The sequence below is a fragment of the Polynucleobacter brandtiae genome (assembly GCF_002797575.1).
In the GTDB taxonomy this organism is placed as follows: domain Bacteria; phylum Pseudomonadota; class Gammaproteobacteria; order Burkholderiales; family Burkholderiaceae; genus Polynucleobacter; species Polynucleobacter brandtiae.
This window is the reverse complement of sequence record NZ_PGTX01000001.1, coordinates 370,419-391,752: the sequence shown is the minus strand read 5'-3', so window position 1 is coordinate 391,752 and position 21,334 is coordinate 370,419. Positions and strand designations below refer to the sequence as shown.

General features: G+C 46.2%; 24 protein-coding genes. 16 read left to right on the top strand and 8 right to left on the bottom strand.

Annotated elements, in window-relative coordinates:
- Window positions 1-13 precede the first annotated feature (13 nt).
- From B0G85_RS02015 to B0G85_RS01960, 12 genes are all read left to right on the top strand, one after another.
- Window positions 14-208: a heavy-metal-associated domain-containing protein gene (locus tag B0G85_RS02015; RefSeq protein ID WP_100378762.1), complete on the top strand. Its 195-nt coding sequence runs from the start codon at window positions 14-16 to the stop codon at window positions 206-208.
- A 141-nt stretch (window positions 209-349) separates the two neighbouring features.
- Entirely contained in the window at window positions 350-1,438 is a 1,089-nt protein-coding gene (gene apbC / locus B0G85_RS02010) for an iron-sulfur cluster carrier protein ApbC (protein WP_100378761.1), read from the top strand.
- Window positions 1,439-1,462: 24 nt separating this feature from the next.
- Window positions 1,463-1,984 carry a DUF3305 domain-containing protein gene (locus B0G85_RS02005; RefSeq protein ID WP_232725898.1) on the top strand — a complete coding sequence of 174 codons (522 nt, stop codon included), beginning with the start codon at window positions 1,463-1,465 and terminating at the stop codon, window positions 1,982-1,984.
- Complete coding sequence (locus tag B0G85_RS02000) at window positions 1,984-2,577, top strand: DUF3306 domain-containing protein (RefSeq protein WP_100378759.1); 594 nt, start codon at window positions 1,984-1,986, stop codon at window positions 2,575-2,577. Before B0G85_RS02005 ends, B0G85_RS02000 begins: the two co-directional genes overlap by 1 nt.
- An 11-nt stretch (window positions 2,578-2,588) precedes the next feature.
- On the top strand, window positions 2,589-4,676 hold the full coding sequence (locus B0G85_RS01995) for a 4Fe-4S binding protein (RefSeq protein ID WP_100378758.1): 2,088 nt from the start codon (window positions 2,589-2,591) through the stop codon (window positions 4,674-4,676).
- 20 nt (window positions 4,677-4,696) lie between these two features.
- A complete protein-coding gene (locus B0G85_RS01990; RefSeq protein ID WP_100378757.1) occupies window positions 4,697-5,356 on the top strand; it encodes a TorD/DmsD family molecular chaperone in 660 nt (219 codons plus the stop codon).
- Between the two features lie 129 nt (window positions 5,357-5,485).
- Complete coding sequence (locus B0G85_RS01985; RefSeq protein WP_100378756.1) at window positions 5,486-5,707, top strand: formate dehydrogenase; 222 nt, start codon at window positions 5,486-5,488, stop codon at window positions 5,705-5,707.
- Window positions 5,708-5,768: 61 nt separating this feature from the next.
- Entirely contained in the window at window positions 5,769-8,750 is a 2,982-nt protein-coding gene (locus B0G85_RS01980; protein WP_100378755.1) for a formate dehydrogenase subunit alpha, read from the top strand.
- Between the two features lie 28 nt (window positions 8,751-8,778).
- Entirely contained in the window at window positions 8,779-9,435 is a 657-nt protein-coding gene (gene fdh3B / locus B0G85_RS01975; protein WP_100378754.1) for a formate dehydrogenase FDH3 subunit beta, read from the top strand.
- Entirely contained in the window at window positions 9,435-9,671 is a 237-nt protein-coding gene (locus B0G85_RS01970; protein ID WP_100378753.1) for a hypothetical protein, read from the top strand. The genes fdh3B and B0G85_RS01970 overlap by 1 nt, the downstream gene beginning before the upstream one ends.
- A 47-nt stretch (window positions 9,672-9,718) precedes the next feature.
- Window positions 9,719-10,771 carry a formate dehydrogenase subunit gamma gene (locus tag B0G85_RS01965; protein ID WP_100378752.1) on the top strand — a complete coding sequence of 351 codons (1,053 nt, stop codon included), beginning with the start codon at window positions 9,719-9,721 and terminating at the stop codon, window positions 10,769-10,771.
- Window positions 10,772-10,780: 9 nt separating this feature from the next.
- On the top strand, window positions 10,781-11,062 hold the full coding sequence (locus B0G85_RS01960) for a hypothetical protein (protein WP_100378751.1): 282 nt from the start codon (window positions 10,781-10,783) through the stop codon (window positions 11,060-11,062).
- Between the two features lie 7 nt (window positions 11,063-11,069).
- On the opposite strand, the gene B0G85_RS01955 is transcribed toward B0G85_RS01960, so the two are convergent.
- The gene (locus tag B0G85_RS01955; protein ID WP_100378750.1) at window positions 11,070-11,777 is read right to left on the bottom strand and encodes an ATP-binding cassette domain-containing protein; all 708 of its coding nucleotides are present in this window, start codon (window positions 11,775-11,777) and stop codon (window positions 11,070-11,072) included.
- A complete protein-coding gene (locus tag B0G85_RS01950; RefSeq protein WP_100378749.1) occupies window positions 11,770-12,465 on the bottom strand; it encodes an ABC transporter permease in 696 nt (231 codons plus the stop codon). Before B0G85_RS01950 ends, B0G85_RS01955 begins: the two co-directional genes overlap by 8 nt.
- Window positions 12,466-12,531: 66 nt before the next feature.
- Between B0G85_RS01950 and B0G85_RS01945 the strand changes: the two genes are divergently transcribed.
- Genes B0G85_RS01945 through cls form a run of 3 tightly spaced genes read left to right on the top strand, consistent with a single transcriptional unit; the run spans window position 12,532 to window position 14,956 of the window.
- Window positions 12,532-12,735, top strand: a complete 204-nt coding sequence (locus B0G85_RS01945) for a hypothetical protein (protein WP_100378748.1) — start codon at window positions 12,532-12,534, stop codon at window positions 12,733-12,735.
- The gene (locus B0G85_RS01940) at window positions 12,732-13,484 is read left to right on the top strand and encodes an endonuclease/exonuclease/phosphatase family protein (RefSeq protein WP_100378747.1); all 753 of its coding nucleotides are present in this window, start codon (window positions 12,732-12,734) and stop codon (window positions 13,482-13,484) included. The genes B0G85_RS01945 and B0G85_RS01940 overlap by 4 nt, the downstream gene beginning before the upstream one ends.
- Window positions 13,481-14,956: a cardiolipin synthase gene (cls, locus tag B0G85_RS01935; protein ID WP_100378746.1), complete on the top strand. Its 1,476-nt coding sequence runs from the start codon at window positions 13,481-13,483 to the stop codon at window positions 14,954-14,956. The genes B0G85_RS01940 and cls overlap by 4 nt, the downstream gene beginning before the upstream one ends.
- Window positions 14,957-14,964: 8 nt before the next feature.
- On the opposite strand, the gene B0G85_RS01930 is transcribed toward cls, so the two are convergent.
- Both B0G85_RS01930 and B0G85_RS01925 read right to left on the bottom strand, forming a co-directional pair.
- Window positions 14,965-16,149, bottom strand: a complete 1,185-nt coding sequence (locus B0G85_RS01930) for a CaiB/BaiF CoA transferase family protein (protein WP_100378745.1) — start codon at window positions 16,147-16,149, stop codon at window positions 14,965-14,967.
- A 49-nt stretch (window positions 16,150-16,198) separates the two neighbouring features.
- Entirely contained in the window at window positions 16,199-17,368 is a 1,170-nt protein-coding gene (locus tag B0G85_RS01925; RefSeq protein WP_100378744.1) for an acyl-CoA dehydrogenase family protein, read from the bottom strand.
- A 103-nt stretch (window positions 17,369-17,471) separates the two neighbouring features.
- Between B0G85_RS01925 and B0G85_RS01920 the strand changes: the two genes are divergently transcribed.
- Complete coding sequence (locus B0G85_RS01920) at window positions 17,472-17,975, top strand: YqaA family protein (protein ID WP_100378743.1); 504 nt, start codon at window positions 17,472-17,474, stop codon at window positions 17,973-17,975.
- Window positions 17,976-17,985: 10 nt separating this feature from the next.
- On the opposite strand, the gene B0G85_RS01915 is transcribed toward B0G85_RS01920, so the two are convergent.
- From B0G85_RS01915 to B0G85_RS01900, 4 genes are read right to left on the bottom strand one after another with little or no spacing between them, the layout of a single operon-like run.
- On the bottom strand, window positions 17,986-18,690 hold the full coding sequence (locus tag B0G85_RS01915) for an ABC transporter ATP-binding protein (protein ID WP_100378742.1): 705 nt from the start codon (window positions 18,688-18,690) through the stop codon (window positions 17,986-17,988).
- Window positions 18,691-18,701: 11 nt separating this feature from the next.
- Window positions 18,702-19,457 carry an ABC transporter ATP-binding protein gene (locus tag B0G85_RS01910; protein ID WP_100378741.1) on the bottom strand — a complete coding sequence of 252 codons (756 nt, stop codon included), beginning with the start codon at window positions 19,455-19,457 and terminating at the stop codon, window positions 18,702-18,704.
- Window positions 19,457-20,416 carry a branched-chain amino acid ABC transporter permease gene (locus tag B0G85_RS01905; protein WP_100378740.1) on the bottom strand — a complete coding sequence of 320 codons (960 nt, stop codon included), beginning with the start codon at window positions 20,414-20,416 and terminating at the stop codon, window positions 19,457-19,459. The genes B0G85_RS01910 and B0G85_RS01905 overlap by 1 nt, the downstream gene beginning before the upstream one ends.
- A gap of 13 nt (window positions 20,417-20,429) precedes the next feature.
- Window positions 20,430-21,326 (bottom strand): branched-chain amino acid ABC transporter permease, encoded by an 897-nt coding sequence (locus B0G85_RS01900; RefSeq protein WP_232725897.1) that lies wholly within the window; start codon window positions 21,324-21,326, stop codon window positions 20,430-20,432.
- Between the last annotated feature and the right edge of the window lie 8 nt (window positions 21,327-21,334).

The window sequence follows — 21,334 nt, the reverse complement described above, 5'->3', positions numbered from 1 at the left end:
ATAAAAGGGCAGAATGATCAAACTTAAGGCTTCAGGAATGACTTGTGGCGGTTGTGTAAATGCGGTTACCCGAGCTATTCAAGCGCAAGACCCTCAGGCTGTAGTAGAGGTTGATCTTACTACCCAGTTAGTCAGCATTCAGTCTGTACTGGCAGCGCAATTGCTAACCCAGATCGTCACAGAGGCTGGGTTTCCGGTAGTTCAATAAGGTTCAATGTATTTAATTGCCACACCTTCGGGCAGCTTTATCTGGGTGCGGTTAAGCTAAGCGCAATTTTGTTGTATGTATTCCATTTCAATAGAGCATCTTAAGAATCCCCTCGGGGCATGTTTGTCATAGGAGACATCAGTGGCGGTTACTGTAGAAATTATTCAAGCGGCATTAAAGGGTCTGATCGATCCAAATACGCAATTAGATTTTGTGACGGCAAAAAGCGTAAAAAATTTACGCGTAGAGGGGGGTGATGTCACTCTTGATATCGTCTTGGCTTATCCTGCTAAAAGTCAATTTGATTCCATCCGCAAATCGGTGATTGGTGTGCTGCGTGATTTACCCGATGTTAAAAATGTCAGTGTGAACGTGAGTAGTCAAATTGTGGCCCATGCAGTACAGCGTGGCGTGAAGTTATTGCCAGGCGTAAAAAATATTATTGCGGTGGCTAGCGGTAAGGGCGGTGTTGGTAAATCGACTACTGCAGTGAACCTTGCTTTAGCCCTAGCAGCCGAGGGTGCCCAAGTAGGCATGCTGGATGCAGACATCTATGGACCTAGTCAGCCAATGATGCTGGGCATTACTGGTAGACCAGAGTCCATTGAAGAAAATACGATTGAACCTATGCAGGGTCACGGACTTCAAGCGAGCTCGATTGGCTTTCTGATTGATGATGATGCGCCAATGGTGTGGCGTGGCCCGATGGTTACCTCTGCGCTAGAGCAGCTATTACGTCAAACACGCTGGCGCGACTTGGACTATTTGATTGTGGATATGCCACCAGGCACCGGAGATATTCAGCTAACCCTAGCCCAAAAGGTTCCAGTGACAGGTGCAGTGATCGTGACCACTCCGCAAGACATCGCGCTATTGGATGCGCGCAAGGGTTTAAAGATGTTCGATAAAGTCGGAGTTCCTATTATCGGGATTATTGAAAATATGAGCACCTATGTGTGTCCGAGTTGCGGGCACGAGGAGCACATATTTGGCTCTGGTGGTGGGGAAAAGATGTGTCAAGAGTATGGCGCTGATTTCTTGGGAGCTTTGCCTCTGAACTTATCTATACGCGAGCATGCAGATGCGGGCCGACCTACTGTAGTGGCTGACCCTGATGGGGTCATTAGTGACATCTACAAAGCGGTTGCAAGACGCGTTGCCATTAAGGTAGCCAGCCTTTCAAAAGACATGAGCAGTAAATTTCCGAGCATCGTTATTCAGAATACTTAAGGCTATATGCGATTTGCAGTGCTGATGCGTAAGCAGTTTATTGATAACCCTTGGATTACCTTTCGTTGGGCGCCGCAGGAGGTGCTGCCTGATTTTGGAGAGTTTACGACTGAAGGCAATCCGTCCAATCAAATTTCTGGCCAGTTTTTAGGGCGTGATGAGCAGGGGGAGTCTTGGCTTTTTACGGGCTATGAGTTAAACCTCTTTCCAGATGAGGCGGAGGGTTATTACCTAAATCTCTCTTCGGAAAAACCATGTTGGTTTGTCATGTGGCGCCTGGAGGAAGATATTGAGCGCTACGTAGACGCCCAATCCATTGAGCTTGCCAAATCAGAGCCTACCTTTGCCATACCTCATCGCATTTGTGTCAGCTACAACGAAGCAGGGCGCTTATTAGACGGCGGAGAATCAGTCGACAACGTGCCTCTTAGCGCAGAACATGCTTCATGGCTGGAGGAGTATGTCAGCGAGCATTACCGGCCGGAGCCAAAAAAACGTCATCGTCCAGCATCATTCAGGGGTGCCGATCGCTCGGCAGAGGACTGATGGCGGATGGTTTTTTAAGTCGCTGGTCGCGTCGCAAATCGGGGGAGCAACTCGAGCCTGAAAAGAAGGCTGTGCCTCAGGTTGAGCCAGTCAGCGTGCCCTCGGTAGTGACTGATTCTGCTGAACCGCAAGAAACAGCAGCTCCAATGACCTTAGAGGATGCGGACAAAATGGATCGTTTTGCCCCTGATTTTTCAGCATTTATGGATCCCAGCGTCGATCCAGCCGTTCAACAAGCCGCTATGAAGAAAATGTTTTCCGATCCACACTTTAACGTGATGGATGGTTTAGACATTTACATTGACGACTATTCCAAGCCAGACCCCATTCCATTGGAAATGCTCAAGCGGATGGTGCAATCAGACATGCTCAATATCTTCCGTAAAGATACTGACGACTCTAGGAGTGCTCAGAGTGCTGTGGATATCAATCAGTTTGATGATGCTAAGGTGGCATCTTCAATACCAGCATCTGAGTCAAGTGAGGCTATCTTGCCCCCATCCGCGCAGACTGATATAACATCCACACATTCCCCTGTTAGCGGCGGGGTAGTTGTTCCCGATTTAATCCCCGCGGATAAGAAGATTAGTTAAGAAGAATATTGATGAGTCAAAAATTAGTTTGCAACTGTAATGGCACCATGCCTCTGGATTCCAAGGTCTTGGGTATGCCGATTCACACTGCTTTGTGTAGACAAGAAGTGGGTTTGGCGATGAAAGCCATGAATGGTGATGAGGAATTGATCATTGCCTGTACCCAGGAGAGCGCCTTGTTTAGTGAGTTAGCAGAGCAATCTGAAAAGGCCTTGGTTGCCCCCTTACGGTTTGTCAATATTCGTGAAATTGCAGGCTGGACGCAAGAGGCTAAAATTTCTGGACCAAAGATTTCAGCCCTATTGGCTTTGGCGGATATGCCAGAGGCAGAGCCAGTTCCGGTAGTGAATTACGAAAGCCAGGGACGCTTACTGATCATTGGGTCTGGAGACCAAGCTTTATCCTGGGCTGAAAAACTGAGTAGTTCATTAGATGTGTCAGTTCTGTGCACTGAGCCTGGCGCATTGCCTATTGCCAGAAATTTCCCGACTTATACGGGCGCGGTGACAAAATTAGACGGTTACCTTGGGCAGTTTGCTGTGGATTGGGAATTACAAAACCCCATTGACCCAGAAATGTGTACCCGCTGTGGAGCCTGCGTCGAGGTTTGTCCTGAGGGCGCGATCGATGACGCATTCCAGATTAATTTGGACAAATGCAAGTCTCATCGTGCTTGCGTAACTGCCTGCGCTGGCATCGGCGCAATCGCATTTGATCGCGTAGATCGCAAACGTAGCTCTGAATTTGATGTGATTATGGATTTGCGCATTAATCCACAGATGCGAATGAGCCAAACCCCGCAAGGATACTTTGCGCCTGGTCCAGATCCGCTAAAGCAAGCATTGGTTGCCAATCAGCTATTGGCTTTAGTAGGCGAGTTTGAAAAGCCAAAATATTTTGCATATGACCAAAAAGTCTGTGCTCATGGCCGCAATGGCAAAGTAGGGTGTAACGCTTGTATTGACGCTTGCTCTACCGGTGCCATTAGCTCTCTATTTAAGAACGGCCAAGGTAGCGTAGAGGTAAATCCCAACTTGTGTATGGGATGTGGAGCATGTGCGACGGTCTGTCCATCTGGTGCCATGCGCTACAACTACCCTAGTGTTGCGCACCAAGGCAAAGAATTGAAGTTATTAGCTAATGTTTTTGGGGCGGAGAGTGCCAAGTTTAAGCAAGCGGTTACCCCCTCCTTGCTCTTGCATACACTCACGGTGGGCACGCAGTTAATGGACTCTTTGGGGCGTTCTGCGCATCTTCGCCCAAAACAGTTTGATGGCCTGCCATCCTATGTACTACCTTATGGTATTGAGCATATTGCCTCAACAGGATTGGATCTTTGGCTGGGCGCACTAGCCTATGGCTTTGGTGAAGTGATTTTGTTGCTTACTGGCGACGAGGATCCGTCTTACCGGGCTGCCCTAGAAGAGCAATGCGCTCTTGGTAACGCAATCTTGGCCGCCTATGGCTTTGACAGCAGAATTGCTTTGATTCAGCTTGACTCAATTCATGATCTGCAAACTGTTTCTTCGGCGATGGCTAAGTTGCGGCAGCGCGGCCCATTACCAGCGGTTTGTTCTCCCGCCAGCTTTGGCTTGGGTAACCAAAAGCGTGAAACGATAGAGGCCGTGTTGGAGCATTTGCAAAAACAGGCTAAAACACCCTTACCTGCAGCGGGAGTAGTGTTGCCATCCTCTTCCTTCTTAGGCGGACTGAAGATTAACCAAGATGCCTGCACCCTGTGCATGTCTTGTGTTGGTAGCTGCCCTGAAGGGGCGCTATTGGATAACTTAGATGAACCCAAACTATCCTTTATTGAAAAGCAGTGTGTGCAATGCGGTATTTGTGTTCAAACTTGTCCTGAACAAGCTTTAGTGCTGGCGCCACGCCTATTAACTGTGGAGCAACGTAAGCAGAAAGTAGAAATCAACGAGACCAAGCCTTTTCACTGCGTCAGTTGCGGCAAGGTATTTGGTACTTCAAAAATGATCGATTTAATGCTGATCAAGTTGGGTGCCCACAGCGCCTTCTCAGGTGAGGCACTAGAGCGTTTGAAAATGTGTAGTGACTGTCGGGTAGTCGATATGGTGAATAAAGAATAAAGAATAAAGAATAAAGAATAATGAGCGAACAATTAAAAGAGATGGCTACTGCAGAGCATGCCTCAACGGAGGTAGGTGATGTTGGATTACCGGAAGACCTGGCGCGCGCTGATTTATATGGCTTGATTGCTAGACTTTTTCATCTTCCACCAGATCAAGTGCTTTTGGACCAAATTGTGGCCTCGGTGCCCGAAGGTCAGGATGGTTATGCTGAAGGGGCATCTTTATCTAGAGTTTGGAATAACTTAGTCGAAGCGGCCAAAAGCAACTCCGCCGAAGTCTGGCGTAATGAGTTTGACGCTAACTTCATTAGCGTAGGGCGCCCCAATGTCATTCTGAATGGATCCTTTTATATGGCTGGCTACTTAAACGAGAGGCCTTTAGTCAGTATTCGTAGCGCGCTCATGGAGCTTGGTTTAGAGGCCGCAGAGGAAATTACGGAAACGGAAGATCATATTTCTGCGTTGTGCGAAGTCATGCGCTACTTAATTGCTGGTGACGATGTTGCAATATCTAACCTTACAAAACAAAGGGTCTTTTTTACTGAGCATATTCTGCCTTGGTACGACCAATTATGTGATGCGATTGAGGATGTTCCCGAGATGCCCCTGTATCACTCAGTCTCCGCTTTGACGAGAGAGTTTTTGGCGATTGAGGCGCAAAGTTTTGACATGATCTAAAGGTGGCTTGACTTAAGGGAATACCCTAGCATTTTTAATTTGTTGGTTAAGTTAAATTAACAAATATGTCACAAATGCAATTACAAGATAAACTGTCGAAATTAAATTTGTACTAATTGGGAGCATAAGATGAGCACTAAATCTATCACTGCAGTTGCCGAAGCAAACAAGCCTTCACGAAGGAAGTTTTTTATCGGAGCGGGTGCTACTGTCGGCGCCGTTGCAGTTGCCTCCCAAACAGCGATCGGTAAGGCTGTTATTCAGGAAATTGGTAGCACTGTCAAGCCTAAGGATGAGGGCTATCAGCTTTCTGCACACATTCGCAAGTATTACGAAACAACCAAAATTTGAATTGAAGTCTGAATTTTTACCGCTGCATACAAATTAATCATCATTTTTTCAGGGACAAAATATGAGTCTGACTCGTAAATCCAATACTCCACAAAGTAGCCGCTCAACCTCTCATTTGATTGGTAGCCTATCTCGTGGTTTAAAAGCGGCTGTACCAACCATGGACCGCAGAACTTTTCTGAAGCGATCAGGAGTGGGTGTTGGTGCCGGAATAGCTGCAAGTCAACTGAGTTTTGTTCAAAAAGCAGTTGCTGAGCCCGGTATTAGAGAAATGCTGGACGGTAAAGGTAAGATCGAAGTTAAGAGAACCGTATGTTCTCATTGTTCAGTTGGTTGTTCTACAGACGCCACAGTAGAAAATGGTGTCTGGGTGCGTCAAGATTCTAACTTTGACTCCCCAATCAACATGGGTTCTTATTGCGCAAAGGGCGCCGCTCTTCGTGAGCATGGCCATGGTGAATTCCGCCTTCGTTATCCAATGAAGCTGGTTGACGGAAAGTATCAAAAAATTTCATGGGATCAAGCGCTGACAGAGATTTCTGCTCAGATGAAAGACATTCGTGCAAAGTATTCACCAGATGCGATGTTCTTCATTGGTTCCTCTAAGCAAAGTAATGAGCAAGCTTACTTGTTACGTAAGTGGGTTTCCTTCTTCGGAACCAACAACACAGACCATCAGGCACGTATTTGTCACTCAACCACAGTTGCAGGTGTAGCAAACACCTGGGGCTACGGCGCCATGACCAATAGTTACAACGATATGATGAATTCTAAGGCGGCGTTGTACATTGGTTCAAATGCTGCTGAAGCTCATCCAGTGTCGATGTTGAGTTTGATGCATGCCAAAGAGAGCGGTTGCAAGGTCATGGTTGTAGACCCACGCTATACCCGTACAGCAGCAAAGTCTGATCAATACGTACGCATTCGTTCCGGAACAGATATTCCTTTTGTATTTGGTGTTCTGTATCACATCTTTAATAACGGCTGGGAAGATAAGAAGTACATCAATGACCGTGTATACGGCATGGACCAGATTCGTAAAGAGGTGATGGAGAAGTGGACGCCTAAGAATGTTGAAGAGGCATGCGGCGTTCCAGAGGCGCAGGTATATAAAGTAGCCGAAACCATGGCTAAAAATCGTCCAAGTACAATTGTTTGGTGTATGGGTCAAACCCAGCACACCACCGGAAACGCTGTGGTTCGCGCTTCATGTATTTTGCAATTGGCTTTAGGTAACGTGGGTAAATCTGGTGGCGGAACGAATATTTTCCGCGGTCACTGCAACGTGCAAGGTGCAACTGATGTTGGACCTAATCCAGACTCATTGCCAGGATATTACGGTCTTGCTACAGGATCTTGGAAGCACTTTGCTTCAGTTTGGGGCGTTGATTACGAGTGGATTAAGGGCCGTTATGCTCCTGACATGATGGAAAAGTCAGGCACTACAGTTTCTCGCTGGGTGGATGCCGTTCTTGAAAAGAACGACATGATTGACCAGCAGACTAATGTCAAGGGTCTGTTCTTCTGGGGTCATTCACCTAACTCACAGACTCGCGGCTTGGACATGAAGCGCGCTATGGACAAGCTTGACTTGTTAGTGGTTGTCGATCCATACCCAACGGCTGCTGCTGCAATGGCGGCCATGCCTCCAGCTGAAGGCAATACAGTTAACAAAAACAGAAATGTATATTTGTTACCAGCTACCACTCAGTTTGAAACACAAGGTTCTGTAACGGCTTCCAACCGATCTATTCAGTGGCGTGAGAAAGTAATAGATCCTTTGTTTGAATCTGTGCCTGACCACGTGATCATGCAAGCTTTTGCTGACCGCCTTGGTTTTGGTGAAGAGCTTTCCAAGAATTACAAAATGCAAAGTTCTAAGTTTGCGGGTAAGCAGTGGAAAGAGCCCCAGATTGAAGACATCTTGCGCGAAATTAATCGCTCATGCTGGACCATTGGTTACACCGGTCAAACACCAGAGCGCATCAAAGCACACATGCGCATGGCTGGCAATTTTGATCCGCTGACTTTGAAGTCACGTGGCGGTGTCGATCCTGTATCTGGTTACGATACGACTGGCGATTACTATTGCTTGCCATGGCCTTGCTACGGTACTGCTGCCATTAAGCATCCTGGATCTCCAAATCTGTATGACACCAGCAAGAGCGTCATGGAAGGCGGCGGTAACTTCCGCGCTAACTTTGGTGTTGAGAAAGATGGTGTCAATCTGTTGGCAGAAGATGGTTCCTATTCAAAAGGATCGGCGATCAAAACAGGTTACCCAGAGTTCGATCACGTTTTAGTGAAGAAACTTGGCTGGTGGGACCAGTTGACCGATGATGAGAAGAAGCTTGCCGAAGGTAAAAATTGGAAGACTGACTTATCCGGTGGTATCCAGCGTGTAGTAATGAAAAACGGCTGCTCACCATTCGGTAACGCCAAAGCACGCGCGGTCGTTTGGAATTTCCCAGACGCTATTCCGGTTCACCGCGAGGCGCTTTACAGTACCAATGAACCCATGATGCGCAAGTACCCAACATCTGGAGACAAAAAGAACTTCTGGCGCTTGCCTACGCTTTTCAAGACTGTGCAAGATCAGAACTTGAAAGAGAAGTTATACGAGAAGTTTCCTATTATCCTTACCTCAGGTCGCTTGGTTGAGTATGAAGGCGGAGGAGAGGAGACGCGTTCTAATCCTTGGTTGGCTGAATTGCAGCAAGAAAACTTCGTGGAAATTAATCCGAAAGCAGCTGCAGATCGAGGAATTAAGAATTGGGACTACGTTTGGGTGAAATCACCTACGGGCGCCAAGATCAAAGTTCGTGCGATGGTAACCGAGCGTGTTGATGCTGAAACCGCATTCGTACCATTCCACTTCTCTGGCTGGTGGCAGGGTGCTGACCTCAGAAAGTATTACCCAGAAGGTGCTGCACCAATTGTTTTAGGTGAGTCTGTGAATACTGCAACTACCTATGGTTACGATCAAGTAACTATGATGCAGGAAACCAAGACCACCATGTGCCAAATCGAAAAATTTGCCTAAGTTAAAAAATTAAAGTCAGGAGAACATCATGGCAAGAATGAAATTTATTTGTGATACCGAGCGTTGTATTGAGTGCAATGGTTGCGTCACCGCCTGTAAGAACGATAACGAAGTGCCTTGGGGCGTAAATCGTCGCCGAGTAGTCACCGTCAATGACGGCATTATTGGTAAAGAGAAATCAATATCTGTTGCCTGTATGCACTGTACAGATGCGCCTTGTATGGCTGTTTGCCCAGTAGACTGTTTCTATCGCACCGACGAAGGTGTTGTCTTGCATGACAAAGACATCTGTATCGGCTGTGGATATTGTTCGTTTGCTTGCCCATTTGGCGCCCCTCAGTTCTTGAGCACAGGCGCTTTCGGTGTTCGTAGCAAGATGGATAAATGTACATTCTGCAGCGGCGGCCCAGAGGCAAATGGCAGTGTTGCTGAGTTTGAGAAATATGGACGTAATCGCTTAGCAGAGGGTAAGTTACCGCTTTGTGCTGAGATGTGTTCAACCAAGGCTTTGATTGGTGGCGACAGCGAAGTGATTAGCGGCATCTTCAATAGTCGTGTTGCTGCCCGTGAAGCGAATGGTCGGTTTACTGGTAATAATCTTTTTGGATGGTCAACAGCTTACGGTGGTCCAGGTACTCCGGATCCTAAACCTACGGCAGCAGCCAAGATTCCAGGAGCTAAATAATGAAATTTAATTTAAAAACTCTTGGGCTTTGCTTAGCGTTAGCGTCTTTGTTGACTGCTTGCTCGGAACCACCTGAGCTTGCAGCTAAGGCGGCAAAGCGTCCTGATGTCGCCCCGTACATGGGTGCTGATAACGGTTTCATGACAAAAAACTGGAAGCCTGGAAATGATGCAAGCTGGACAGAGTCGATTGAGAAGCGTACTCAGAAACAAAATGAATACAGTCGCGTTAAGTGATCTTTTAAATAACAATAAATAAAGCGAAAACGTTTAAGGATACTAGTATGAATCAATCATTTTCTAAAGCCCTAAGCTCATTAGTGATGGCAGCAGGCTTATCCCTGGCCTTAGTGAGCGGCTCCAGTTTTGCTGAGCGAGCACCAATGGCGCCATTGCCTTCTCCTAGTGGAGTGGATTTCCCACTTTCCGTTCCGGCGAATCCAAATAGCCTGGCAAATGGAACTCAAGCTCAATCCCAGCCTGCGAACCCCTCTATTTTCACCACAGCGAATAGCGACCCTTACAACTTTGTCAGTATTCCTGACAAAGAAGCTAGTGTCTTGATTCAACGTTCAGGTGAGCAGTGGAGAGTGATTCGCAATGGAATCATCACTGTCTACGGCGGATGGCTAATGGCATTGGCCTTCTTTGGTATCGTTGCAATGTATATCGTTAAGGGCCCAATTAAGTTGCATGAGCCGATGTCTGGAAATCTGATTAAGCGTTTCAGTTTTCTTGAGCGCCTCACTCACTGGGTAATGGCATACAGCTTCATTGGCCTGGCATTAACTGGTTTATTGATTCTTTACGGTAAGTATTTTGCTATGCCGTTGATGGGTGGAGTTGCTTACGGCTCTTTCTTGATGGTTTGCAAGAATATTCATAATTTTTCAGGCCCACTTTTTACTCTCAGTATTATTATTTTCTTCCTGCTGTTAGTCAGAAAAAATATCCCTGGTGAAGGTGACATGGCTTGGTTAATGTCTTTCGGTGGAATCCTCAGCGGCAAGCATGTACCTGCTGGGTTCTTTAACTTCGGTGAGAAGATCTGGTTTTGGTTCGGCATGACTTTCTTGGGCTTGGTAATTTCCTCATCCGGTTTTGTACTCGATATGATCGTACCGTTCATGGAAGTGCAATACATCCGCGGAACGATGCAAATCGCCAACATTGTTCACAGTAGCGCATCGATCCTGATGACTACGATGGCGATGGGGCACATCTATATTGGATCTATCGGTATGCAAGGCTCATTGGATGGTATGAGAACTGGCTCTGTAGATGCAACTTGGGCTAAAGAGCACCATGAGCTCTGGTACAACAAGGTTAATAAATAAGGAAAAGCTATGAAAAAAATCATTGCTCTCACTCTCTGCTCTTTGGCGTCAGCAACTGTATTTGCTGCTTTGCCTCCACTGACTCCAGAAGCTCAGGAAGCTGCTACCCTTGCCAAGGCTAAAACTGCCTATGGAGACAAGGTAGGCGCTTTCAAACTTTGTCTCGCCCAGAATAAGGTCGCAGATCAATTTAGAATGCCTGGAACTGCAGCCCCTGCTGCTTGTGTGGCACCGCCACCATTCGTAGCGCCAGTAACTGCAGCTGCACCAGCACCAGCAGCTGCCAAGTGATTGCTTGCTAAGCTAATAATTCCTGATGCAGGTAGCGTTTCGCTGCTTGTGTTTGTGGGTTGGAAAAGAAAGGACCTACGGGTCCTTTTTCTTTTATTTCGCCGCTATCAATAAATACAACGTACTCAGCGAGCCTTTGTACTTGTGCAAGCTGATGCGACGTAAAAATAACATCTGATTTTTGTTGCTTAAACTGACGAACAATTTCTTCGACCTGTTCTGTGGTCATTGGATCTAAATTGGCTGTTGGTTCATCTAATAAGACAAGGTCAGGCTTTTGTAATATAGCGCGACCGAGACAGAGCTTTTGTCTTTCGCCGGCTGATAGTTTATGTGCGGGGCTGCGGGCTAGCTGATTGAGTCCCACTTTGATCATGACTGCATCAATAGTCGCAGCATCAATTGCAGAGTCAACATCTTGAACTATCGCCATATTGGCTCTAGCTGAAGCTTTAATCATGGGCGTATGGTGCAATACTAAAGCAGATCTGATTTTGCCTGACGAATGCACAATGCTTCCAGAGTCTGGCTTAATGAGCCCATCTATGAGCTTTAAAAGTGTCGTCTTGCCCGCGCCATTGGGGCCAATACAAGCGCAAATTCGGTCTGTAGGAATGATGGCGTGGGGAATATTCAAGATGATGCGCCCATCACTTTTAACGATGATGTTCTTGAGTTCAACGAAGCGATCAAATGCCTCGACTGGATTAACCATATCTTCGCTCCGCAATTTGTCGAACAATAAAGGTGAAGATATTCGCTAGTAAAACAATTCCTAAAAGGACGATGCCAAGGGCTAAAGCTAAAGGGAGATCTCCCTTGCTAGTCTCAAGGGCAATGGCGGTGGTCATTGTGCGCGTGGAGCGATCAATGTTGCCACCGACAATCATGACTGCGCCCACTTCAGATATTGCTCTAGCTAATCCAGCCAAAACTGCGATCGTGAGTGAAAAGCGACAATCCCAAATAAGCCACTTTAAAGAGGCAATCCTGGGTAAGCGCAGGGCCCTGAATGAATCTCGGTGAATTCTCCAGGAATCTTCTATTAATTGACGGCTTAGGGCTGCAATTAAGGGTGCTGTGAGCATAATTTGAGCCAAAATCATACCCTTAGGTGTAAATAACCACCCCCATGATCCTAGGGGGCCAGAACGCGTCAGTAGAAGGTAAACCACTACGCCGACAATGACGGTGGGGACTCCCATCAGCGTATTGAGCATCACGGTGATGCTTTTTTTGCCCCTAAATTCTTCCGTTGCCAGTAGTGCTCCAACAGGTAAGCCAATCAGAACCCCGAAGACCAGGGCGGTCAGACTCACTTGTAGAGAGACGAGGACAATGCCAACCACAGCGGCATCGAGTTGCGCTAGCAGTCCAAAAGCATCTTGAAAAGTTATAAACATGGGCCTGATTTTATCAAGGGGATGGCAAAATAGGCTATATGCAAATATTTACCATTGATTGCCTTCATGGCTGAAGTGATCTGCCTCTGTAATGAGGTGCTTGACGTAGATCTACGTGTCTACTTGGACGCGCATCCTATCAGTTCTATTGAGGATTTGCGCGAACAGGCTTCCATTTGTAACAAATGCATGCAATGCCAAGAGTTGGTTGAAGGTGAGATCTACTTAGCCCGAATGCGGCGGCAGATTGCAGCGGGACAGCTCTCATGACGCAAAACCTGACTGTTCGTTTTAGTGTCATGACCATGAACGTGCACAAGGGTGTATCTCCCTTACATCGAAAGTCAACCATCTATGAGCTGCGTCAAAAGATGAGGACTCACCACCCGGATTTACTTTTTTTGCAGGAGCTTCAGCAGGAGCATCGAGGGCGGATTAAACGATTTGGACAGTGGCCATCAACAGAGCTCACCCATTTTTTATGTGAAGATTTTTGGCATGATTGGCATTACGGAAAAAACGCAGAGTACCTAGATGGGCATCATGGCAACGCCATTCTGTCCAAGAGACCGTTACATAAGGGCGAAAACTACGATATTTCTGCTTATCGGTTTGAGCGGCGAGGCTTATTACATAGCATCACTTATCTTGAGGGGGTATCGACACCAATCCATTGCTTTTGTGTACACCTTGCATTATTTGAGCGTGGTCGAGAGCGACAATTAGTAGAGATTATTCGCTACATAGATTCTCTTGCGCAAGGTGGCCCTACCATTGTGGCGGGTGATTTCAATGACTGGCGCAATCGTATTAGTGTCCCGATGCGAGAGGCTGGCTTTAGCGAAGTCTTTGAGGCTCTCACAGGATCGCCAGCAAAAACGTTTCCTAGCGTGAAGCCATTATTGCCGATGGACCGTATCTATGTCCGAGGCCTAAAAATTCATTCAGCAGAAATTTTGCATGAGTGGTTAAAGTTATCTGATCACTTAGGTATTACTGCGGAGCTGGAGATTTCATGAGTATTTTAAATTACCTTTTAAGTTCTATTTTTGGATTCTCTTTGCTGTGGGTACCTGCGCTACATGCAGCTATCGTAATCATTTTTGGATTTCGCCTGATCTCAGTAAGGCGGCCAGTTGGTGTCGCTATTGCCTGGTTTCTGATTGTGGTGTTATTTCCCTTGGTTGGCATTGCCTTGTATATATTAATAGGCGAGCGCCCTGTAGGTCGAAAGCTCACACGCAAGATTATTCGTATGGAGCGAGAGTACTCATTAATTTCTGAGACCATGCGCCAACGATATCTCCAAGACAGAGATCAGTTACCCTTAGAGGGAAGGGCGCTTAGTCTTTTGGCGGAGTCTAACAATGGATCTCCCGTTATTGCAGGGAATAAGATTGAGCTGCACACAAATTCACTTGAAATCTTGCAGCATTTTATTGACGAGATCAATCAGGCCAAGCACACGCTGCATCTCGAATTTTATATTTGGGCTTTAGGAGGTGATGCAGATCGCGTATGTGAGGCCTTGATTACTGCCGCTAAAAGAGGCGTAGCCTGCAAAATACTATTGGATTCCTTGGGAAGTAAGATTTGGTTTAAATCGATCTGGCCAGCGCGATTTAAAAGTGTTGGCATCGAAATAACCGAAGCTTTACCTATTCAGATCGGCCGCTTTCAGTTCCGCCGTGCTGATCTGAGGCTTCATCGAAAAATATTTGTAGTTGATAACGCCATTGTGTGGACTGGCAGTATGAATATGGTTGACCCGCGCACTTTTAAGCAAGATTCGGGAGTGGGTGAATGGGTTGATGCGATGGTCAGAATAGAGGGTCCTGTAGCATCACAATTTGAGTTGACGTTTGCTTTTGACTGGAGTGTTGATAACCCAAAGATTAATCACTTTAATACGCTAGCCCCAGCCCCAATGCCGTTAGAAGGTAAAGTATTGGCCCAAGAGTTTTCATCGGGCCCAGTTTATCGTGATGATGTTTTGTATCAGGTCTTACTCTCTGCAATTATGGATGCACGAGAGGAGCTTACTATCACTACGCCTTATTTTGGCCCCGATGATGGATTGATGCAGGCACTGATGGCCGCCGCTGGACGAGGTGTGATCGTTACTTTGATTGTGCCCAAATTGAATGATTCAAAATTAGTTGCCTGGAGCAGTCGTAGTTTGTACGCGGATCTTATGCAGGCTGGCGTACGAATCGCTGAATTTCATGGGGGGCTGTTGCATACGAAGAGCTTATTAATCGATCGACGTATTGCTATTTTCGGATCAGTCAACTTTGACCAACGAAGCTTACGCCTGAATTTTGAGATCAGCTTAATTGTTTATAACGAGGCATTCTGCGCCACTCTAGAGAAATTAATTGAGTCTTACTTAGCCTTGTCCGACAGAGTCGATCCAACAGCTTGGGGCAAGCGGCCACGTTGGCGTGTGCTCCTAGAAAATGCAGCCCACTTAACATCACCATTACTTTAACTTTTAGGTTAAATAGCGCCCTGAGCTCGCATTAATGCAATCTCGTTTGCAGGGATGCCAATCTCTGATAGGATTCTCTGGGTATGCTGACCTACTGAGGGGATGTCATCCATCCGATAGGCATAACTACTATTTTTTCCTGGGGGTAACATGGCAGATATAGGGCCTACCGGTGATCCCACCTCAACCCAGCGGTCTCTCGCTTGAAGTTGTTCGTGCTTCCAAAGGCCGTTCATATCATTTAAACGGGCGTTGGCAATTTGAGCTTGATCTAATTTAGCAATCACCTGAGCTGTAGTGAGCTGACTAAAGCAGGCATCAATAATCACTAATAATGCCTCTCGTTTTTCATTGCGTTTAAAGTTTTGATCAAAGCGCTCATCCTTGGCGAGCTCAGCATCTTCTAGAACTACTTCGCAAAACTGTACCCACTCACGATCATTTTGTAAACCAAGCATGACTGTGCCACCATCACCTGCCTGAAAGGGGCCATAAGGATAAATCGTGGCATGAGAAGCACCATTACGAGGAGGCGGAGTTGCGCCCTCATAAGCATAGTAGAGCGGATAGCTCATCCACTCGCTTAGAGACTCGAGCATGGATACATCAATAGTAGATCCTTTACCTGTTTTATCTCTTTGCAAAAGTGCTGCCAAGATATTCGTATACGCGTACATGCCGGCAGCAATATCCGCAATGGAATTACCTGCCTTACTGGGTGTTTCAGGGGTGCCTGTAACTGATAGGAAGCCTGCTTCACTTTGAATCAAAAGGTCGTAGGCTTTTTTATCTCGATAGGGACCATTGTTGCCATAGCCTGAGATGTCGCACAAAATTAATCTAGGATTGTCTTTATGTAGCTGCTCTGCAGTCAGCCCCATACGGGCAGCTGCACCGGGGGCTAGATTTTGAACCAACACATCCGCTGTTTTGAGAAGGGTCTTGAGTGCCTCTAATGCCGATGCTTGCTTTAGATCCAGAGTCAAACTTTCTTTAGAGCGATTCACCCAAGTGAAGTGCGAGGACATGCCATTGACACGCTCATCATAGGCCCGAGCAAAGTCACCGGCACTAGGACGTTCAACTTTAATGACGCGAGCACCAAGGTCGGCTAGTTGACGGGTGCAAAAAGGGGCGGCAATCGCATGCTCAAGAGAAATGACGGTAATACCATCTAAAGGTCGGGTGTTCATATGTTGGTGCTCATACCCTGGCGTAATTAGTTAGAAAAATATAGACCACTTAAAAAGAGCGGGGCAGACCAAGGATGTGCTCTGCAACATACGAGTAAATCAAGTTGGTAGAAATAGGCGCCACTTGATAAAGACGCGTTTCTCTGAATTTTCGCTCAACGTCATATTCATTTGCGAAACCAAAGCCACCATGGGTTTGCAGGCAAACATTTGCGGCCTCCCAGGAGGCTTTTGCTGCAAGATATTTCGCCATGTTCGACTCAGCCCCGCAAGGATGATTGTTGTCAAATAGTTCGCAAGCTTTAAAGCGCATGAGGTTAGCTGCTTCGGTTTCGATAAAGCTATCGGCAATAGGAAACTGAATGCCCTGATTTTTACCAATCGGGCGATCAAAGACAACGCGTTCGTTTGCATAGCGCCGTGCCTTATCCACAAACCAATAAGCATCGCCAATACATTCTGCAGCAATCAGCACACGCTCGGCATTTAAGCCATCCAGTATGTATTTAAATCCTTGCCCCTCCACGCCGATTAAGTTTTCGGCAGGGATTTCTAAGTTATCGAAGAAGACTTCGTTCGTCTCATGATTCACCATGTTGGCGATTGGCTGAATTTCCATTCCCTTGCCGATGGCATCTTTGAGGTTGACGATAAAAATCGACATTCCCTCAGACTTTTTCTTCACTTCTGCTAGTGGAGTGGTGCGGGCCAAAAGTATCATTAAGTCAGAATGCTGAATACGAGAGATCCATACCTTTTGACCATTAATGACGTACTGATCCCCCTTTTTTACAGCCGTAGTTTTCAGTTTGGTGGTATCCGTACCAGTGCTGGGCTCAGTTACTGCCATCGACTGAAGACGTAATTTGCCGCTGGCAATTTGTGGCAGGTAGAGCTTCTTTTGCGCATCTGAACCATGGCGCAATAGAGTGCCCATGTTATACATTTGACCATGGCAAGAACCAGCATTACCTCCAGAAAAATTGATCTCTTCCATGATGACTGAAGCTTCAGCAAGCCCTAGGCCTGATCCTCCATATTCTTCCGGGATGAGGGCGGCCAACCAACCAGCGGATGTCATTGCATCTACGAATGTCTCTGGGTAGGCACGCTCATGGTCGACTTTTTGCCAATAGGCTGAATCGAAACTCCCACAAAGGTCGCGCAAGGCTTCTCGCATATCTTGATATTGGTCTGGCTTGGGAATAGGGTGGCTCATCAGTTTTTCAGAGAATAAAAGGTTAATTTTGAATCAGAGTCTCTAGTGTAAGCAAGAATCAAAAATAGCGTGAAATACCGAAACTAGTTCAAAATAGGCCCTTATGGACCTGATGCTTGCTCATTTTTTTGATTTCTTTGGTATGCCTTCGATTGGCTTGCCTGCGGTGTTGATAAGCGCCTTCATTTCAGCTACTTTGATTCCAATTGGTTCTGAACCTATTTTATTTGCTTACATCACCATTAACCCTCATTTATATTGGGTAGCTATTTTTGTGGCGACCGTGGGTAATACCTTAGGTGGCATGCTTGACTGGTGGCTTGGGCTTCTCAGTCGGAATAGTTTTGAATCCCTTAAGGGGCCCACAAATGGTCGAATGCAGCGTTGGTTGGAGGCTAGAGGCCCGAAGATGTTGCTGCTCTCTTGGCTCCCTGGTTTAGGCGATCCCTTGTGTTTAGCGGCCGGTTGGCTGAGATTGGCTTGGATGCCTTGCTTGATTTACATGACTATCGGAAAGTTTCTTCGCTATGTCACGATTACCTGGCTTTTAACGCTCTTACCGATGAGTTTTTGGCATCTACTGGGACGCTGGGTTGGCATTTACTAAACCAGAGGACTTAGACGGCGCAATATTTTTGCTGAATTTCGTCATTATTAAGTAAATTCTGGGCAGTGTCATGAAAAACAATTTCGCCTTGATCCAAAATATAAGCACGATCAGATATTTTTAGTGCCTGTTGCACATTCTGTTCCACCAATAAAATAGTCAGACCTTGCTGCTTTAGTTTGGCGAACAATTCGAACATTTCATCAACCAATACTGGCATGATCCCTTCGGAAGGCTCATCCAGAAGGATGACCTTAGGCTTGCCAATCATGGCTCTTGCAATGGCCAGCATTTGCTGCTCTCCACCAGACATAGAAGTGCCATCTTGACCCAAGCGCTCTTTGAGGCGCGGGAATGTCTCTGCGATTTCATCTACTAAGGCGCTCATATCACCATGATTTTTTTTAGCAATGACACCAAGCTCAAGATTCTCTTTAACGGTAAGCCCTGGAACAATGCGGCGATCCTCTGGTACGTACGCTAAACCTAGATGGTAGCGATCATGTGCGGGTAGATCTAAGAATGATATTCCGTCAATAGTGGCCTGGCCTTCCTTTTTTGAAAGAAGGCCCATTAGGGAGCGCAGGGTAGTAGTTTTACCAGCGCCATTCCTGCCCATTAAGGTAACAATTTCTCCTTTATGTACCTCTAAGGAAATGCCCTGAAGAATATGACTCCGATCGTACCAGGCATTTAAATTTTCAACACGCAACATAAGTAAGCCTCTTAGCCCTGGCCTAGGTACACACGACGCACCTCAGCATTATTTTGAACTTCTTCTGGAGAGCCCTCTGCCAAAAATTCACCATGATGTAAGACGATGATGCGCTTACACAGCCCCATGATGAGCTTCATTTTGTGCTCTACTAAAATTACGGTTCTTTCGTTAGAAAGGGTGCGAATTAAATCCATCATAACCAGCGTCTCTTCTGGTGACATACCCGCAGTTGGCTCGTCCAACAGTAAAAGACTGGGGTCACAGGCCAGCGCCATAGCAATTTCAAGTGCGCGTTGTTGTCCATGAGCAAGGTCGCCTGTCTTCTTATTGCTTAAGTGCTCCAGATTGACTCGGCGTAGTAATTGGTCAGCTAGCTCAATAGGTTTGGGATAGCTTTGCGCATTACGCAAAAAGTTATAGCGCGAAGTCTCCATTTGAGCTGCAACCCTGACATTCTCATGAACCGTCAGCTGCTTAAAAATATTGGTAATCTGAAAACTTTTAGAAATACCGATACGAGCAAACTCATGCTGCTGTAAGCCGGTTATATCCTTACCGTTAAATAATATTTCGCCGCTTGATGGTGGAAACGCTCCGCTTAATACATTAAAAAAAGTACTTTTACCCGCACCATTAGGGCCAATAATTGCGGTGAGGGTTCCAGGCATAAAGCTGGTCGAAACATGTTGCAGTGCCTTGAATTTCCCAAAGTTCTTGCCAATATTTCGCGCTTCTAAAATAGGGGTCTGATTCAGCCTATCCATTATTTAGAGTCCTGGTTTTGATTAAGCTTATTTAATATTGTTCCCCAGATGCCCTTTGGAAAAAATAAAACAAAGAACATAAAGACTAATCCAATTACTGCCATCCAATGCCTAGTAAAAGTGGTCACCACATCCTCAAGGTAAAGCATCACTGCAGCACCAATGAACGGCCCGAAGAAAGTGCCCATTCCGCCCAAGATACTCATCATTACAGCTTGACCTGATTGAAGATAATTTAGTGAGTCGATAGGCACAATTGAAAGATGGAGAGCCCTTAAGGAGCCTGCTAAGCCGCAAATGGCTGCTGACAGGATGAATACTAAAAGTTTTGTCCGGGTAATATCAAATCCACAGGCAGCAGCCCGTTTTTCATTTTCACGAATTGCCTCCATCACTGCCCCAAGAGGCGAATTTAAGATGCGAGAAATTAACCAGATTGCCAGAATGACAAAGAAGAGAATGATGTAGTACTTAATCAAAGGATTTAAGAAATCTACTGGAATGCCCAGGATATTGAAAGTATCTACACGAACTCCCCTCAACCCATTTTCTCCACCAGTTAAGCTTTCTGCTTTATAAAAAATATAAAAAACAATCTGGCCTAAAGCAAGCGTAACCATCGAAAAATAAATTCCTCGAGTGCGAATAGCTAGAAAGCCCATCATTAGGCCGCCTATTGCTGCACCAATGACGCCAATCGCAATTGCCGCCCCCCATGGCATGGAGTAGTGCACGATTGCAATACCCGTAAGGTAACTACCAATCCCCAGGAAGGCCGCATGCCCAAATGAGAGCATGCCCATATAGCCAAAAAGTAGATTGAATCCCATGGCAAATAGACCAAAGATCAAAATATTAATAGCGAGGGCCTCGTACGGCATGATGAAAGGAAAGGCCATCAAAAAAAGGCTGCTTGCTAGAACGCGGTGACGAGCAATCAATTGAAATAGTGAATTCATATATTTTTGTGGTTTAACCCATTGCTCCTGCTTTGCCGAATAAGCCCTGTGGTCTGATTAGAAGCACTACTGCCATTAATACAAAAATGGACAGTTCAGAGAGGTCAGGAAAAAATAGTGAGGTCATGCTGTAAACAACGCCCACGAGTAATCCAGCAACCACTGCACCTAGGGGTGAGCCTAAGCCACCCACCACAGTGACAACAAAAGATTCTGCAAGAATAGGAATACCCATCTCAGGATTTACAGAGCGAGTAGGTGAGGCCAATATTCCAGAGAGGCCGGCAATTGCACAGCCTAGACCAAAAACTAAAAGCCACACTTTGGCAATATCAACGCCAAGCACCTTTACAATTTCCTGATCAGCGGCGCCCGCCTTGATGATCAAACCGTAGCGAGTTTTTTGTATTAAAAACCAAACACCAAAAATAATTAGAGCGGTTGCAGCAATTAAGAAGAGGCGATATTTAGGAAAGAACCCAAATCCCACATCTACCGTACCCTTTAATCCATCTGGAGTTACTGAAGGAAGGCCTTCAATACCAAATATGACGCGCATGGCTTCAATGAGCACGTAAGAGAGGCCAAAGGTGAGCAATAGGGGGTAGTCCAAACCGCGTCCATATAGTGGCCGCACTAAAAATCGCTCAGTAAGTAATCCAAGCCCACCGGTTACTAAGGGCGTGAGAACCAGGCTAAACCAAAAATTACCGGTAACGCCTAAAAAATAGACGCCCATAAATGCGCCGACCATGAAAAAGGCCCCATGGGCAAAGTTCACCACGTTGAGCATGCCAAAAATAAGGCATAAGCCTAGAGCCAATAGCGCATAAATACTGCCCAGAGCAACTCCGGTGAGTAATTGCATGCAAAGAAGTTCAAATGTAAGACCGGTCATATATGTACTCAAAAAGACTC

Bases quoted from the DNA above. Each gene is read 5' to 3' on its own strand.
- B0G85_RS02015 (WP_100378762.1), top strand. From the start codon at position 14: ATGATCAAACTTAAGGCTTCAGGAATGACTTGTGGCGGTTGTGTAAAT.
- B0G85_RS02005 (WP_232725898.1), top strand. From the start codon at position 1,463: ATGCGTAAGCAGTTTATTGATAACCCTTGGATTACCTTTCGTTGGGCG.
- B0G85_RS02000 (WP_100378759.1), top strand. From the start codon at position 1,984: ATGGCGGATGGTTTTTTAAGTCGCTGGTCGCGTCGCAAATCGGGGGAG.
- B0G85_RS01995 (WP_100378758.1), top strand. From the start codon at position 2,589: ATGAGTCAAAAATTAGTTTGCAACTGTAATGGCACCATGCCTCTGGAT.
- B0G85_RS01990 (WP_100378757.1), top strand. From the start codon at position 4,697: ATGAGCGAACAATTAAAAGAGATGGCTACTGCAGAGCATGCCTCAACG.
- B0G85_RS01985 (WP_100378756.1), top strand. From the start codon at position 5,486: ATGAGCACTAAATCTATCACTGCAGTTGCCGAAGCAAACAAGCCTTCA.
- B0G85_RS01980 (WP_100378755.1), top strand. From the start codon at position 5,769: ATGAGTCTGACTCGTAAATCCAATACTCCACAAAGTAGCCGCTCAACC.
- fdh3B (WP_100378754.1), top strand. From the start codon at position 8,779: ATGGCAAGAATGAAATTTATTTGTGATACCGAGCGTTGTATTGAGTGC.
- B0G85_RS01970 (WP_100378753.1), top strand. From the start codon at position 9,435: ATGAAATTTAATTTAAAAACTCTTGGGCTTTGCTTAGCGTTAGCGTCT.
- B0G85_RS01965 (WP_100378752.1), top strand. From the start codon at position 9,719: ATGAATCAATCATTTTCTAAAGCCCTAAGCTCATTAGTGATGGCAGCA.
- B0G85_RS01960 (WP_100378751.1), top strand. From the start codon at position 10,781: ATGAAAAAAATCATTGCTCTCACTCTCTGCTCTTTGGCGTCAGCAACT.
- B0G85_RS01955 (WP_100378750.1), bottom strand. From the start codon at position 11,777: ATGGTTAATCCAGTCGAGGCATTTGATCGCTTCGTTGAACTCAAGAAC.
- B0G85_RS01950 (WP_100378749.1), bottom strand. From the start codon at position 12,465: ATGTTTATAACTTTTCAAGATGCTTTTGGACTGCTAGCGCAACTCGAT.
- B0G85_RS01945 (WP_100378748.1), top strand. From the start codon at position 12,532: ATGGCTGAAGTGATCTGCCTCTGTAATGAGGTGCTTGACGTAGATCTA.
- B0G85_RS01940 (WP_100378747.1), top strand. From the start codon at position 12,732: ATGACGCAAAACCTGACTGTTCGTTTTAGTGTCATGACCATGAACGTG.
- cls (WP_100378746.1), top strand. From the start codon at position 13,481: ATGAGTATTTTAAATTACCTTTTAAGTTCTATTTTTGGATTCTCTTTG.
- B0G85_RS01930 (WP_100378745.1), bottom strand. From the start codon at position 16,149: ATGAACACCCGACCTTTAGATGGTATTACCGTCATTTCTCTTGAGCAT.
- B0G85_RS01925 (WP_100378744.1), bottom strand. From the start codon at position 17,368: ATGAGCCACCCTATTCCCAAGCCAGACCAATATCAAGATATGCGAGAA.
- B0G85_RS01920 (WP_100378743.1), top strand. From the start codon at position 17,472: ATGGACCTGATGCTTGCTCATTTTTTTGATTTCTTTGGTATGCCTTCG.
- B0G85_RS01915 (WP_100378742.1), bottom strand. From the start codon at position 18,690: ATGTTGCGTGTTGAAAATTTAAATGCCTGGTACGATCGGAGTCATATT.
- B0G85_RS01910 (WP_100378741.1), bottom strand. From the start codon at position 19,457: ATGGATAGGCTGAATCAGACCCCTATTTTAGAAGCGCGAAATATTGGC.
- B0G85_RS01905 (WP_100378740.1), bottom strand. From the start codon at position 20,416: ATGAATTCACTATTTCAATTGATTGCTCGTCACCGCGTTCTAGCAAGC.